The sequence below is a fragment of the Clostridium sp. BL-8 genome (genome assembly GCF_002006495.1).
Taxonomy (GTDB): Bacteria; Bacillota; Clostridia; order Clostridiales; family Clostridiaceae; genus Clostridium.
In genome coordinates this window covers 1-14,727 of record NZ_LZZL01000069.1, presented here as the reverse complement: position 1 = coordinate 14,727, position 14,727 = coordinate 1, and the positions used below count along the sequence as shown (strand labels likewise).

15 protein-coding genes and 1 riboswitch are annotated in these 14,727 nt (G+C 28.6%); of the genes, 7 read left to right on the top strand and 8 right to left on the bottom strand.

Going from position 1 to position 14,727, the window contains the following annotated elements; translation table 11 throughout:
* Positions 1-47: 47 nt before the first annotated feature.
* The 4 genes from CLOBL_RS20200 to CLOBL_RS20185 all read right to left on the bottom strand — a co-directional run bounded on the left by CLOBL_RS20200 (position 48) and on the right by CLOBL_RS20185 (position 4,551).
* On the bottom strand, positions 48-1,451 hold the full coding sequence (locus CLOBL_RS20200; protein WP_077860673.1) for an ATP-binding protein: 1,404 nt from the start codon (positions 1,449-1,451) through the stop codon (positions 48-50).
* Positions 1,452-1,453: 2 nt separating this feature from the next.
* A complete protein-coding gene (locus tag CLOBL_RS20195) occupies positions 1,454-2,134 on the bottom strand; it encodes a response regulator transcription factor (RefSeq protein WP_077860672.1) in 681 nt (226 codons plus the stop codon).
* A gap of 530 nt (positions 2,135-2,664) precedes the next feature.
* Positions 2,665-3,633 carry a beta-ketoacyl-ACP synthase III gene (locus CLOBL_RS20190; protein ID WP_077860671.1) on the bottom strand — a complete coding sequence of 323 codons (969 nt, stop codon included), beginning with the start codon at positions 3,631-3,633 and terminating at the stop codon, positions 2,665-2,667.
* Between the two features lie 582 nt (positions 3,634-4,215).
* Entirely contained in the window at positions 4,216-4,551 is a 336-nt protein-coding gene (locus tag CLOBL_RS20185; protein WP_077860670.1) for a helix-turn-helix domain-containing protein, read from the bottom strand.
* 129 nt (positions 4,552-4,680) lie between these two features.
* Here CLOBL_RS20185 and CLOBL_RS20180 point away from each other — a divergent pair, with 129 nt between their 5' ends.
* The gene (locus CLOBL_RS20180; RefSeq protein ID WP_077860669.1) at positions 4,681-5,076 is read left to right on the top strand and encodes a pyridoxamine 5'-phosphate oxidase family protein; all 396 of its coding nucleotides are present in this window, start codon (positions 4,681-4,683) and stop codon (positions 5,074-5,076) included.
* A 164-nt stretch (positions 5,077-5,240) separates the two neighbouring features.
* Here the strand turns inward: CLOBL_RS20180 and CLOBL_RS20175 are convergent, their stop codons facing one another.
* Positions 5,241-5,852 (bottom strand): GGDEF domain-containing protein, encoded by a 612-nt coding sequence (locus tag CLOBL_RS20175; RefSeq protein WP_077860668.1) that lies wholly within the window; start codon positions 5,850-5,852, stop codon positions 5,241-5,243.
* Positions 5,853-6,061: 209 nt separating this feature from the next.
* A riboswitch (cyclic di-AMP (ydaO/yuaA leader) is annotated at positions 6,062-6,195 on the top strand.
* Between the two features lie 144 nt (positions 6,196-6,339).
* Between CLOBL_RS20175 and CLOBL_RS20170 the strand changes: the two genes are divergently transcribed.
* The 4 genes from CLOBL_RS20170 to CLOBL_RS20155 all read left to right on the top strand — a co-directional run bounded on the left by CLOBL_RS20170 (position 6,340) and on the right by CLOBL_RS20155 (position 10,255).
* Positions 6,340-6,570, top strand: coding sequence for a hypothetical protein (locus CLOBL_RS20170; RefSeq protein WP_242953884.1), 231 nt, complete (start codon positions 6,340-6,342; stop codon positions 6,568-6,570).
* An 88-nt stretch (positions 6,571-6,658) separates the two neighbouring features.
* Positions 6,659-7,540: a putative beta-lysine N-acetyltransferase gene (gene ablB, locus CLOBL_RS20165; RefSeq protein ID WP_077860667.1), complete on the top strand. Its 882-nt coding sequence runs from the start codon at positions 6,659-6,661 to the stop codon at positions 7,538-7,540.
* 117 nt (positions 7,541-7,657) lie between these two features.
* Positions 7,658-8,452 (top strand): SDR family NAD(P)-dependent oxidoreductase, encoded by a 795-nt coding sequence (locus CLOBL_RS20160; protein ID WP_077860666.1) that lies wholly within the window; start codon positions 7,658-7,660, stop codon positions 8,450-8,452.
* 216 nt (positions 8,453-8,668) lie between these two features.
* Positions 8,669-10,255 (top strand): ClC family H(+)/Cl(-) exchange transporter, encoded by a 1,587-nt coding sequence (locus tag CLOBL_RS20155; protein ID WP_077860665.1) that lies wholly within the window; start codon positions 8,669-8,671, stop codon positions 10,253-10,255.
* A 122-nt stretch (positions 10,256-10,377) separates the two neighbouring features.
* Here the strand turns inward: CLOBL_RS20155 and CLOBL_RS20150 are convergent, their stop codons facing one another.
* Complete coding sequence (locus CLOBL_RS20150) at positions 10,378-11,145, bottom strand: hypothetical protein (protein ID WP_077860664.1); 768 nt, start codon at positions 11,143-11,145, stop codon at positions 10,378-10,380.
* A 276-nt stretch (positions 11,146-11,421) separates the two neighbouring features.
* On the opposite strand from CLOBL_RS20150, the gene CLOBL_RS20145 reads away from it, so the two are divergent.
* On the top strand, positions 11,422-12,315 hold the full coding sequence (locus CLOBL_RS20145) for a LysR substrate-binding domain-containing protein (protein ID WP_077860663.1): 894 nt from the start codon (positions 11,422-11,424) through the stop codon (positions 12,313-12,315).
* A 25-nt stretch (positions 12,316-12,340) separates the two neighbouring features.
* Here the strand turns inward: CLOBL_RS20145 and CLOBL_RS20140 are convergent, their stop codons facing one another.
* Positions 12,341-13,198 (bottom strand): 4Fe-4S binding protein, encoded by an 858-nt coding sequence (locus tag CLOBL_RS20140; protein ID WP_077860662.1) that lies wholly within the window; start codon positions 13,196-13,198, stop codon positions 12,341-12,343.
* 284 nt (positions 13,199-13,482) lie between these two features.
* Between CLOBL_RS20140 and CLOBL_RS20135 the strand changes: the two genes are divergently transcribed.
* The gene (locus tag CLOBL_RS20135; protein ID WP_077860661.1) at positions 13,483-13,839 is read left to right on the top strand and encodes a NifB/NifX family molybdenum-iron cluster-binding protein; all 357 of its coding nucleotides are present in this window, start codon (positions 13,483-13,485) and stop codon (positions 13,837-13,839) included.
* Positions 13,840-13,906: 67 nt separating this feature from the next.
* Here the strand turns inward: CLOBL_RS20135 and CLOBL_RS20130 are convergent, their stop codons facing one another.
* Positions 13,907-14,482, bottom strand: coding sequence for a hypothetical protein (locus CLOBL_RS20130; protein WP_077860660.1), 576 nt, complete (start codon positions 14,480-14,482; stop codon positions 13,907-13,909).
* Positions 14,483-14,727: the final 245 nt, after the last annotated feature.

Genomic DNA, 14,727 nt, shown 5'->3' with positions numbered 1-14,727 from the left:
ATTGCTGGGAGCAAAAGTTTCCAGCAATTTTTTATGCAAATTCTATTTTAATTATATTTCGTGTTAAGATATAACGTAATAATTATATTTGTCCCCTTTCCTTCTTCACTTTCTACCTTCACACTTCCTTGATGAATATCAATAATCCATTTAGCAATAGATAAACCTAATCCTGTGCCTGCTCTTCCTTTAAATCTTGATTTATCTATTATATAGAATCTATCGAAAATATTCTCTATTTCATCCTTAGGCATTCCTATTCCTGTATCACTAACAGTTATTTTTACAAATTCTTTATTTATTTCAGAGTTGATTACTATTTTTCCAGCCTCAGGAGTAAACTTCATACTATTATTAATAAATACCCTTAACATCTGCTTAATCATACCATAATCTGCAACAATTTTCCCAATATCATTTCTAACACTAACTATTTCATGGCTTTGATCTATAACGTTACTTTCTTTAACTACTTCGTCTATTAATTCATTAATGGAGAATTCTTTCTTCTCTATCACCTGAGTACCACTATCACCTTTTGCTAAAAACAATAATCTTTCAACCAAATCGGCCATATTATTAGCTTCTAATTTAATTGCATATATTGATTTTTCCAATGCATCTGCATCATTCTTTCCCCATCTATCCAAAAGGTTTGCATATCCTTGCACAACTGCAATTGGAGTTCTAAGCTCATGAGAGGCATCAGCTACAAATTGTATCTGCCTATTAAATGAATCTTGAAGTCTATCTATCATATTATTAAAAGTATTTGCAAGTCTTTTAAGTTCATCATCCGGGCCTGTTATATCCATTCTTTCTTTTAAATTATTAATGCTTATATTTTTAGCAGTTTCAGTTATGTAATCAATTGGCTTTAGCATTTTCTTACTTACTATGTATCCTACTATAATGGAAGCAACAATACCTATGAAATCAGCAATTGCCATGAGTACAAATACTATTTTCATAAAATTATATTCACTTTTCATATCTTTTATTATTTGGAAATATACTTCACCATATTCCTCACTATCATATTCAACACCTTTATATTCAAAATGTCTTCCTTTATGATCTAAGTGTATCTCATTATCATTTATATATTTAACATTATATTCAAGTTTGCTCAGATTTTTCGGAAAATTTTTTGATGTATTTATTAATTCTCCATCTTCTTTTATTATCCTTACATATATATCCTCTTTTGATGATATATCAGAGAATATTTTATCATTTGATAAATCTAATTGCTGGTCTCCTGCTGCAACCATATTTAATATTATATCTTGTGTATCTTCAATATCTCCATCTGCTTCAGTATATAAGTAATGCTCTATTCCAAATAAAATTGATGCGTCTAACACAATCAATATTAACGAAAACATAAGTGTATAAACTATAGTAAGCTTAATAGAAATTCTTGCATTATTAAAAATTCTAAAATTCATAATTACTCCCCTTTAATAACGTATCCAACTCCTCTTATAGTAGATATGGCTTTTTCATTAAATTCATCATCAATTTTACTTCTTAAATATCTTATAAAAACATCTACTACATTAGTATCTCCTGCATACTCATATCCCCATACCGCTTCAATTAATTGATCTCTTGTAAGAACAATATTCTTATTTACTAATAAAGTTTTTAAAAGATCATATTCTTTTTTAGTAAGTTCAATTTCTTTTCCATCTCTCCATACTTGATGTGTTCTATCATCCATAGTTATATCATTTACATTAATCGTATTAATCTCATTGTTTAATACTTTTTCCCTTGTGTACACCCTTATTCTTGCTAATAATTCTTCTATATCAAATGGTTTAGTTAAATAATCATTAGCACCTGCATCAAGACCTATAACTTTATCTGATACATCTCCTTTAGCTGTCAGCATTATTATTGGCACATTAGAGAATTCTCTAATTCTTCTACAAACTTCAATTCCATTTAAGTTAGGTATCATGATATCGAGAAGTATCAAATTGTATTCTGAATCTTTTACTTTTTTAACAACTTCTCTTCCATCATACTCCACATCAACTTTATATCCTTCATGCGTAAGTTCCATTTCAATAAACATAGCCATTTGCTTCTCATCTTCTACTAAAAGAATTTTAAAATCGTTCAAATTTATATCCTCCTCGTAATTAATCTGCCTTCCATATTTCTTAATTAATTTTCTACTCTTGATAATAAAATATTATATATTAATTAGTTTTTTATTGATATATATTATTTCTATAAGTTTCGAATCATTTATTATCAAAAAATACTTGGACATATTAAGTTAAACAAATCATTTTTTAATAATCTCATCTAAATACAAAAAGAGTTGCCGCAAAAACAACTCTTTTTAGAAATATGAATAAAAATTTAAAAGATTTTCTATAGATTTCTGATGACGACTTTCAGAAATCAAAAAAACTTCTAGAAAAATATTTGATGATGAAAGAATACTTTTCTTTTCGTTATAATAATAAATCTTTTTCTCTACTATTATTGCATTATAACATTAAAATTAGATTAAAATATAATTAGAATAGCATTAGAATTATTGATATTTTAAAATTATTATAATCTTTGTCTAATATAATACCAAATTAATTAACTTTTTCTAAGATAAATAGTTTTTTAACAATATCAACCTAAATTGAATTATTACCATTTAAGTAACACTGCACCTGAAGATAGTCCTGCTCCAAAAGCTACGAATAGAATAATATCACCTCTATTTATAAGTTTTTTCTCTAAGGCTTCATGCAATGCAATCGGAATAGTTCCTGCCTGTGTATTAGCTACTTTATCTATATTTACATATATTTTATCTTCATCTATATTCATCTTGCCAGCAGCTGCCTTTAAAATTCTCAAATTTGCTTGATGAGGGATAATAAGTTTAATATCACTTACTGAAATCTCTGCTTTATCTACAACAGCATTCACTGCTTCTGTAAATGCTTTTGTTGCAAACCTCATTATGCTTTTTCCATTCATTGTCACTTTCGTATTCCTATCAGCATCTGCTTCAAAAAACGGAGTCGCATCTATTTTATTGTTACATGCAAGAGAATTATCCTTATCTATAATACAATCTAAATATGTAGCTATAATCCCCGTATCTTCAGTATTTGATAATACTACTGCCCCTGCTCCATCTCCAAATAGCACCGCAGTCCCTCTATCTTGCCAATCTACAATCTGACTATTTACATCAACACCAATGACAATTGCATTTTTATAATTACAATTCTTCATTAAGCTTTCAGCAACAGTAATTGCATATATAAAGCTTGAACAATTTGTATTCATATCAAAAGCCGGAGCACTTTCTATTCCTAATTCCTTTTTTATATTTGCTGCTACTGTTGGTGCACATACATCTGGTGTTCCTGTAGCACATACGACTAATTCTATATCATCTTTGGATAGCCCACTATTTTTAAGAGCAATTCTAGCTGCTTTTATGCCCAAATCCGTAGTTGTTTCCTTTGTTGCAATATATCTTTGTTTAATTCCTGTACGAGTACTAATCCATTCATCACTAGTATCTAGAAATTTAGATAAATCATCATTTGTCACCGCTAATTCTGGTAAAGCACTGCCTGCTGATATTATTTGTATTCCCATTCTTTCACATCCTTACTTTATGCAGAACTTTTAATATCTGCATATATTATTCAATATTTTTTTAGAATGCACTAATTATAACATACTTGTCAAGTATATATAGTTAACATTTCATGAAGCTTTTTCACATATGAGACTTTATAGTTAACTGTAAATTATATCAGATCATTTTTCCTAATTATTGAATTTCTTAATTTTTTAATATTATAAAATTTAAAAAATATCTTCTTCACATACCAAGTGTTTTTAATATATCGTTTACATTTATTTTTATTTAAAAAATTATATTTTTTCTATTTTTTTATGTTGCATTTTATCATAATATGTCGTATAATATTAGTGCTATAGAGTTATTTATACATATTGAAATTACCCCTTATAAATTTCAATATCTCTTAACCCTTATATATACCCATTTATAAAAGAAACTAGAATACCCGCTAGTTTCTTTTTTTATCTTTCATTTCTAGATATCACCTCATTTGCATAAAAAAGAGGCTTTTTACACCTCTTGATATTCTATAATCATTTTTTACATTTATTTTATATTCACTCACTACATTATTATAACTTTACTATGCTCTATTTACTTTTAAGATATTCAATATACTTATCTCCCCAAATTTTAAATTGTTCCAGTACTGGCCTAAAAGCTTTTCCCAAATCTGTTAGTGAATATTCTACCTTTGGAGGAACCTCCGAATAAACATATCGATTAATCAATCCGAAATCCTCAAGCATTCTCAATTGTTTGGTTAGGGTAGCCTGTGTAATATCCCCAATTCTTCTTTGTAATTCTCCATAACGCAATGTTTCATCATTTAAATGATGCATGATTAATATTGACCATTTCCCCGAGAACACTTTTTGAACTGTAAAATATGGACATTTTCCAAAAAGATCATTATTATCTTCCATCATATCTCCTTCCATAGTATCCTAATAGATACTTACACAATATAAAAATCGTACTTGTTATTTATACTATACATGTTATCATTATTGTATAATTAATTTTAGCATGCAGATGTAGGAGGAGCAATCATTATGAAAAAAGCATTGGAATTTTTAAAAGAGAGTGGTACTTTTTACTTAGCTACTACTGAAGGTGATCAACCAAGAGTAAGACCATTTGGCGCTGTTTTTGAATATGAAGAAAAATTATATATTGTTACTAACAACAAAAAAGATTGTTTTAAGCAAATGTTACAAAACCCAAAGGTTGAAATCTCTACTATGAACAAAAAAGGTCAATGGATTCGTGTTGCTGGAGAAGTTGCAAATGATGATAGACGCGAAGTAAAGGAATTTGCATTAGAAGCATATCCAGCCTTAAAACGCATGTACAGCCTGGATGACGGGATTTTTGCTGTTTTATACTTTACTAAGGGAACAGCTTCCATCTATTCTTTCAACGGTGAAACTGAAACATTTTCATTATAATGTATAATTAGAAAATTCAACTATCAGATATATAAAAAAGATAATATAATTACTCAATTATATTATCTTTTTTTGCAAAAGCTATATGTAATTATCATTTCTAAATTACTTTTAATGTATTATTATCGTCTATTTACACGCCGTAACATAAATAAGTTTTATATTTATTTACTATATTTTTTAAACAAATCATCGAGTGCTTCTCTTAGTAGAAAAGCTTCTGTTCTATCAGTTGCTTTTGAAAGTCTTGATAGTCTATCAAGCTGAGTTTTCGTAAAATAATTTGATTTTAAAACCATGCTTTCTGCTTCTGAAAGACATATTCTATTTTTCCCCAGTCCCTTTGCTCTAAATAGTGCACTATCAGCTACTCTAAAAAGTTCTACAACATTTTTAGCATCTCTTGGATAACTCGCTACTCCAAAACTTAATGTAAAATAAATATTTTCATCGTCATTCAAGCTGAACGTGTTATCTGATAAATACCTTCTTATTTCCTCTAGCTCCATAAAGCTTCTTTCAGCTCCTTTTTTTACGAGCAATATATTAAATTCATCACCAAATCTGCAAACCATATCTGTTGAGGACAAATTATTCTTAAAGATTGAAATAAGCTTCTTTATCACCTCATCCCCAATAGATTTTCCATGTATATTATTTAAATTTTTGAAGTCATCAATATCAGCTGCCACTATACTAAAAGGACCTTCATTTTTTGATATTAGCTCTTCCATCTTTGATATTAATTCTTCCTTTGATCTAAGCGTGGTATCCATAAACAACCTCCATCTATGTTGAGTAATCCGTAAAATCACTATGTTTTCTGAATAAATATACTATAACTTAATTATACTAACATTTACATAAATATACGTCAATATTTAATAATCTATTCTATATTTTAACTAAAATTTCATATAAACATATCATATTGACACATATATGTTAACATGATATGTTTATATGAAAGTGTTAATAAAAAATAATATTAATATCGCTGAATCATTTTGAGCGGGAGAACCAACTATTGGGGTTAATCTTATCATTTCTGATAAGTAGGGTTAATTATCTTCAATCCGAATCCGTCAGCTAATCTCGTAAGCGTTGAAGAGAAGTGTTCGTATACTATATCACATAGTTTTTTTAGTATACCAATAAATAGTTATTGCTTAATAAGCTGTGGAGACTTCTCTGCAGCTTATTATTTTGCTTAATTAATACTTAAATTTACAAGTAGGTTTATTATGTTAGAAGTATGTTTAATTGGTATTGGAAAAACCAGAAAAAATAACCAAAATGATATTTGAACAAAGATACATGAAAATTGTATTAGCTATGTGTAGTCCTGGAAGTATAAAAAAATGCATGGATCTAGGACAAGTACTAAGCATTCAAGAACTTTATATAAAGATTGAAGGTACTAGCAAACTAGATGAATTCCTTATAAAATATAGACCTGATGTTGTCGTTGATTTTCAACTTCTAAATTTATGAAAAAATGATTAATTTATAAGAAAATTATAAAAATCTCTCCTTATTAAACAATATAAATGCCAAAAATAGAAAAGGGGGATAAATTTTAATGAAATTAGATAACTATAAATCTATTAACAATTATTACACTAATATAGACCGTACTAAAATATATGTAGATTTGGCCAGCAAACGTATAAAAATAATTGATACTACTAATATATCTGTTCAAAATCTAAAAAGGATAATACACTATGCTTCAAAGCAACACCTAGGTAAAGTCATTTGTTATTGCAATATGGAGACTTCTACTTTCTTTACTAATGCAGGATTTAAATTGGAGGGAAAAATTAATGGATACTTTAAAGGCAAAGATGCACTTTGTATGTCCTACTTTATCAGCAGCGATAGAGAAATCTGTAGTAATTTTATGGAGAAAAATTCTTTAATTAATAAATGTTCAAATGTAAAAAACACATTTATCCCCAATCATAATAATTTAGATTATATTATACGAAATGCAACCAGAAATGATATAAAAGAAATGATAAAATTATTTGCTACAGTTTTTTCCACATATCCTTATCCTATTTATGATGAAGAATTTTTAAGAGACAATATGAATAAAAAAGTTTTATATAAGGTTGCTATTTATGATGGAAAAATCATCAGCATAGCCTCTGCAAACATGGATAGAGAAAATTTAAATGCAGAAATAACTGATTGTGCTACTTATCCCGCTTATGAAAGCAATGGAATATTATCAAATATTGTTCACACTCTAGAATGTGATCTTAAATTTAAAGGTTTTATAACCTTATACAGTTTATCCAGAGCCATAAATCCAAGTATCAATTATCTATTAAGCAAGCAAAATTACACATTTACAGGCCGAATTGTTAATGATTGTAACATATGTGGTACCTTTGAAGATATGAATATTTGGGTTAAAAATATAAAAAGCCAATATTATAAAAATGAGACTCTTTAATATAATTGAGTCTTATTTTTTTATATTTTTTAATACATACTTATATTAAAACGCGAAACAATATACATAAATGTGTGATCTATTTTTCTTTAATTTTAAACGGATTGAGGTAACGAAATGAAAAGAATATTAATTACTGGCTGTGGTTCTGGGCTTGGACTTGAAGCATCAATTGCTTTAGCCAGAAGAGGGCACTATGTATATGCAACAACACATACTGAAGATCAAGCCAATAAGTTAAATTTATTAAACAAGAAATATGCACTTCCCCTAGAAAGCTTTAAACTAGATCTTTTATGTAGAGAAGATAGGATGAAAATAACAGATATTAAAATTGATGTTTTAATAAATAATGCCGCCATTGGAGATTCTGGTTCAGTAGCTGAGGTAGATATTAATAAGTATATAGATACATTTAAGACTAACGTATTTTGTCCAATTGAATTAACTCAGCTTGCTTTAAAGCAGATGATTTCCAGAAAAAAAGGACGAATAATTTTCCTATCTTCTTTAGCCGGCCGTTATCCAATTCCTTTTCTCTCTCCTTACTGTGCAACCAAATTTGCATTAGAAGCTATAGCCCCATCTTTGAACGAGGAACTGAAGGAACTAAAAAATGTTAATATTCCTGTAATATTAATTGAGCCAGGTAGTTATTCTACAGGATTTAATCAGAAGAATATATCTAAACAGTTTAATTGGATGAAAATAAATTCTTATTTTAAACCTTATATCAAGCAACTGGAGAAAAAACAATATAAATATTTCAAACTAAGTGAATCCTCTAATATAGATTCTATAATTGATGAATTTATTAAGGCTGTAGAAGATAAGCATCCAAAGAAAAAATATATTGCTCCAGATAGTCAAGGAGCTTTTATTAAACTAAAGAACATTTTTGTAAGAAATTAACCTTAGCTTTATTAATTAATCCTGAATTAATGATTATTTTTAATCTACTATTTTTTTAATTACAGAATAGCAGATATTATTTGCTTTCTTGCTACAGTTTACTTTCTATTACATATTAACATATAGATATATATATGCTAATATATATGTTGTGTCTTTAGACTATAAAGATATAAATTAATTATATTTAGATACAGTAATAATGGAGGCAAAAAATTGGAATCAAAGAACAAACAAAATACTTATAATACATTGTTTCATTGGCATAATTTTAAATTAAAGCTTGTTTTTGAAGGAATAGGTATCGGTATTACTTCAGGGTTATTAATTGTGCTATACCGCCTTGCACTTGAAAAGGCAGGGATTATTTTAGATGATATTTACAAAACCATATCCAATAAACCTATACTCATCTTGCCGTGGATTATAACTTTAATAATCATCGGATACATTGTAGGTCTAATGGTTAAAAATGAGCCTATGATTAGTGGAAGCGGAATTCCACAGATTGAAGGAGTTTTACTTAGGAAGCTTGACATGTCATGGTGGAGAGTGATAATTGGAAAATTCTTTGGAGGAGTCCTTTCAATAGGCGCTGGACTTTCCTTAGGAAGAGAAGGTCCATCTGTCCAATTAGGTGCTGCAATTGGACAAGGTTTTAGTAAAATCTTTAAAAGAATAAAGATTGAAGAAAAATATCTCATTACGAGTGGAGCTAGTGCCGGACTTGCTGCTGCATTTAATGCACCTTTAGCTGGGACAATGTTTGCATTAGAAGAAGTTCATAAAAATTTTTCACCTTTAATTTTATTATCCGCTATATCATCTGCCCTATCAGCAGATTTCATAGCTAGTGGCTTTTTAGGATTAAAACCAGTATTTAATTTCGGAAATCTTGCTTTACTTCCACTTAAATTTTATTTTTACATAATTTTATTAGGTATCATCATAAGTGTTCTAGGCGTGTTATTTAATGTAACTCTCCTAAAAACTCAAGATTTATATGTTAAGCAAACCTGGTTAAAAAAAGAATTACGAATTGTTATCCCTTTGCTGCTATCAATTATCTTTGGACTTTTATTACCCCAAGTTCTAGGAGGTGGACATGATCTTATAAGCTCATTAACTATAGGAAATTTTTCTTTAAAACTTTTAGCAATTATTCTTGTTATGAAATTTCTGTTTACCATGGCAAGCTTTGGTTCTGGAGCTCCAGGTGGAATCTTTCTTCCATTACTTACAATTGGCGCTCTAATCGGAAATACCTATGGAGTAATACTTATACATTTTGCTCACTTTGACAGTATGTACATAAGTAATTTTATTATACTTGGTATGGCTGGTTACTTTGCTGCTGTAGTAAAATCACCTATAACTGGAACTATATTAATTACAGAAATGACTGGATCCTTTAATCATTTACTTTCTTTAGCCATTGTTGCTATAATTTCCTATATAGTAGCAGATGTATTAGGTTCCAAACCAATTTATGAAGCACTGCTTGAAAAAATTCTTAAAAATAGCGGTGATAAAATATCTATTGGCAATAAAAAGAATAAAGCTATTTTAGAATTTCCAGTATGTATGGGATCGAAATTAGACGGGAAACAAATCAAAGAAATTAAATGGCCTTCTCGTTGCTTGTTAGTAGCTGTTAAACGTGGTGAGGAAGAGATAATTCCTAAAGGCGACACCATTATTTTTCCTGGTGATTATTTAATTGTACTTACTAACGAAGATAAGGCTTGTAAAATAAATGATACACTTACATTAATGAGCGAAGGTTCTGAAATACTTAAATAAATATTTATTTTTCACAAGGAGACATATACACATTTTATAAATAATTGTACATGTCTCCCTTTACTTAAACTGATAAAATCAACATTTCACTTTTTATATGAATGTAGCTACTAACGGATTTCTTATACAAATCCGTTATCTTTTACAAATCTTATATTCAATCCAGCTAAATATATATTGGCAGGAATAGGCGTTGCATAACCATTATTCGCAAAGTATAATCCTGGATCACCTTCTAATCTATTTATAGTAAATAATATTATATAATTAAGTTCAGTTATATCTAAAGTATATGTCACAAAATTAACAATCGCATTGCCGTTAGATATGATAAAATTTAATGAATATTCTATTTGAATACCTTCTGATATTCCTGATTCTTTTGATTCCTTGTTTATACTAGATTCATTGGATTGTTTGTCAGAGTTTTGTGATTCCTTAGATAATTGAGATTCTTCTGATTCTCCTGTTCCTTCCTCTGTTCCAGATTTATTTAATGATTCTTTGAGGCATTGATGTATTAATTCATCAATCTTCTTATCTTGATGAATTGGCTTATCTTCATCGTATTCTATAATTCCCTTTTGGATTTGATTAATAAATAATCCAATTATAAATGTTGTTATACTAATTTCAATGTTAGTATTTAATGATTCACTTGAATTGCCTTTAGAATCTTGATTGGAAGCATTCGAAGAAATAAATGCATATATCTTGTTATTATTTATATAAAGCATATCATTATTTATTAGCAATACATTATCATTTTTCAAATATTCTGCACATGGTGGTATGACTGCTTTAGAATACGGATTTGGATTGCATGATTTTCCCTTCTCGTCATTTAATTTTTTGCTTTTTCTATGTTTTTTGCAATTATACTTCTTCATAATTTCCACAGTTCAATATTTCTATAATATTATAATATGAATTATTATAATATGAGGTTAATAAAATCTGATATTACAACTACTATACCTCTTTCATTATCATTTCACTTGTTCCACTGCAACGACATTTAAGTTTTCTTTATGCCACAATATTTATAGCTAATCTTTCCCTATAATTCTTTATATTGCAAATAAAAATGTAGTATAATTATAAGTGAAATATATATATCTTATAATAACCATTAATTTTTCTTATTGTTTGAAAGGATGAATTTAATGATAGATGAACTTAAGACGTTTATAGCTGTTGTAGAATTCAAAAATTTCACTAAAGCTGCAGAAGCTATTAATTTATCTCAGCCCAGTGTCAGCTTACATATAAAACATCTTGAAGATTATTTTGATACAATTTTAATACAACGCTCAGTCAAGCAAAAAAATATAAACATAACTCAAGCAGGCTATCTTCTTTATGAACGTTCAAAACAAATTATAAAACTATTAGATGATACTAGAAATGATTTATTGGACAGCAATAACATACTAAAAGGGCAATTACATATTGGTGCAAGCCTTACAATAGGAGAATATCTCCTACCTGCTTTCTTAGGAAAATTTGCAAAGGCTTATCCTGATTTGGAGCTTGAAGTTACAATAGAAAATACCCAGCACATTTGTGATAAAGTTAAAAGTTTTCAAGTTGATTTAGCTCTCGTTGAAGGCACGGTGCCTTCTTCAAGTTTTGTAGTCAATCATTTTTATACTGATGTAATGGAGGTTGCTGTTCCTTATAATTATTGTTTAATTAATAATAAATTTTCAGCTCAAGAATTGCAAAATCAAACGTGGATAAGCAGAGAGATAGGTTCTGGAACAAGAGAATACTTAAACCATTTCTTAACTAGTAATAATATAAATCCCAAAAATATAATTGTTTTTGGAAGTAATTATTCTGTAAAAGAAGCAGTTAAAAATAATTTAGGTATTACTTTTATTTCATCTCTTGTTATTGAAAACTCATTGAAAAATAAGGAGCTTTCTATTTTAGAAACCCCTAACGGTTATACCCGAGAGTTTTCGTATATACTTCCTAAAGGCATAACTCCATCAAAGGGAGCTTTGGTTTTCATAGATATGTTAAAAAATTATGTAAAAACAATGAGGAACTAAATATAGTTCCTCATTATTTATTGCATTAAATCCTATTTAATACATCCTCTATAAACTTTTCTTTTCCCACTCTATCCATAACAGTAGATATTCTTTCTCCTTTAGTACCACACTCTCTATAGTACTCCATTATCTTATCTACAACTGGCACTATCTCATCTTCAGAAAATATTTTTCCTAGAGAATCTCCAATTCTTATTCCTCGTCCGAATCTTCCCCCAACAAATATTTCTGCTCCTTTTTCTTTTACAATAGCAGCATTTGTTTTACATACTCGGACACATTCACCACAGCTTACACATAATTCTTCATTATAAACTATTTTCTTATCTACAACTTGCAATGCTTTTTGTCTACAGCCTTGTACACATAGCCCACAGCCCACGCAGTTATCTAAATTAAATTCTGGTATTGTTCTACCCATAACTCCAATATCATTTATATTAGCTTTAGCACAATTATTTGCACAACCAACTACTCCCATTTTACATTTATGTGGCGTGTCCGTACCGAAATACTTATTTTCCAATTGTCTGCAAATTTCTTGAGTATCAATATTTCCATGAAGACATACAGTTCCTTTACAAGCAACTAAAGGCCTTACCTTCTGACCTGTACCACCATGACGTAGTCCTAATTCTTTTGCTTCTTGAATTACTTTTTCAGCGTCTTCATCTTTAATCCAAGGAACTTCAATTTGAAGTCTTGTTGTAATCCCAGAATAGCCCTGTCCATATTTTTCTGCAATTTTATTAATATTATTTAACTCTTCTACTGTAAAATTACCAGCTTTACTTAAAAATCTAACGGCATAATGTTCTTTGTCATTTTGTAATAAAAATCCTAATCCTTTCATTTCCTTTTGTCTTTTTGCATTAACCATAATTACTATACATCTCCTTTAAAACATCCTTCATAAGTTAAAATAAAATTATAATAAGCTTAAGTATAATACAGGAATATCTATAAGTAAAATACAATTATACAATGATAACCATTAATATATTTAATGATTAAATAAGCCTTCTAATATTAAAAAGTATAAAAACTGTCTCCACTTATTATTGACATCTTTCCCTTATAAGTTTATTATATTATTAGTGGCATATGACAATAATGATATTTCATATTCCATATTCAATAATATATCTTATGGAGGTTAATTTTATGAAAATTGCATTACCATCACGTAATAATAATATCGACGATCATTTCGGACACTGTGAATATTACACACTTTTCACTGTTGATACACAATCTAAAAAAATAACAGACACTGAAATTCTTAAATCACCAGAGGGTTGTGGTTGTAAATCTAATATTGCCTCAACACTTTCTGATAAAGGCGTTAAGGTTATGCTTGCAGGCAATATGGGTGAAGGTGCTGTAAGAGTCTTAAATAACGCTGGAATCGAAGTATTAAGAGGCTGCTCTGGAGACGTAAAAACAGTAGCTTCAAGATGGCTTGAAGGTTCTATTGTAGATTCAGGTGAGCTTTGTCACGTTCACGAATGTGATAATTAATAACTAAAAAGATTAACTAGAAGTACAGCATTTACTTCTAGTTAATCTTTTTTTGTAAAATATACTATTATTTTTTCTTTCCAATGATATCCTTAATGTCTTTAATATCTATAAAATGCGAGGAATCTATGTTTTCACCTGTTTTTAATAAGTTGTCATCAGAGAAGCTTGCCTCTTTTATATAAATTATATCATCATTCTTTTCAATTAAAATAATATTTGTGTAATTGTTCACAATTCTAACTTTTGTAAATGATTTTTCACAAATTAAATTTACTTGTATGTCAAATATAAAAGCTGTTTCTGCATGCTTAACCTCTATCGAATGAGTATTTATGTATTCTTTAATCTTTCTCTTTTCTTCTTCAGTCACTTCTGAAATTGCATCTAGTTTCTTTTCAGGCTTTCCTGCTACAATTCCCGCTGCTATAGCATATTCTATACTCCTTAAATCATCTTTTTCAGAATCCATAGCATTTTTAATAATATCCCCGCTAACTTCTACAGTTGCTTTTTCAGGCTTTTCCCCTAATACTTTCGTTGCTTCTGCCGCAGCATATGCAATAGCAGTTAAATCAATGCTCTTATCAGCTACGAATTCTTCATTTAAGTTTCCTGAATAATTTAAATCGCTTTTTTCCATAATTCTCTCTCCTATTCAAATTCAAACTCTTATTTTAACCATCATTTTATGCAAATTAAACTTGTAACTTTTAGAAACTTTTAGCTAAATTTTGACATACATACTGCTTTAACTTTATTTTACTGCATTTTTATCTCAAAGTACAAATAATTAATTTTAAATTATTGTAAATTATAAAGAATTTTATTTAATGACAAATTGCAATAACAAATTGAACTAATTTCTATTTATGACTTAAACATTTG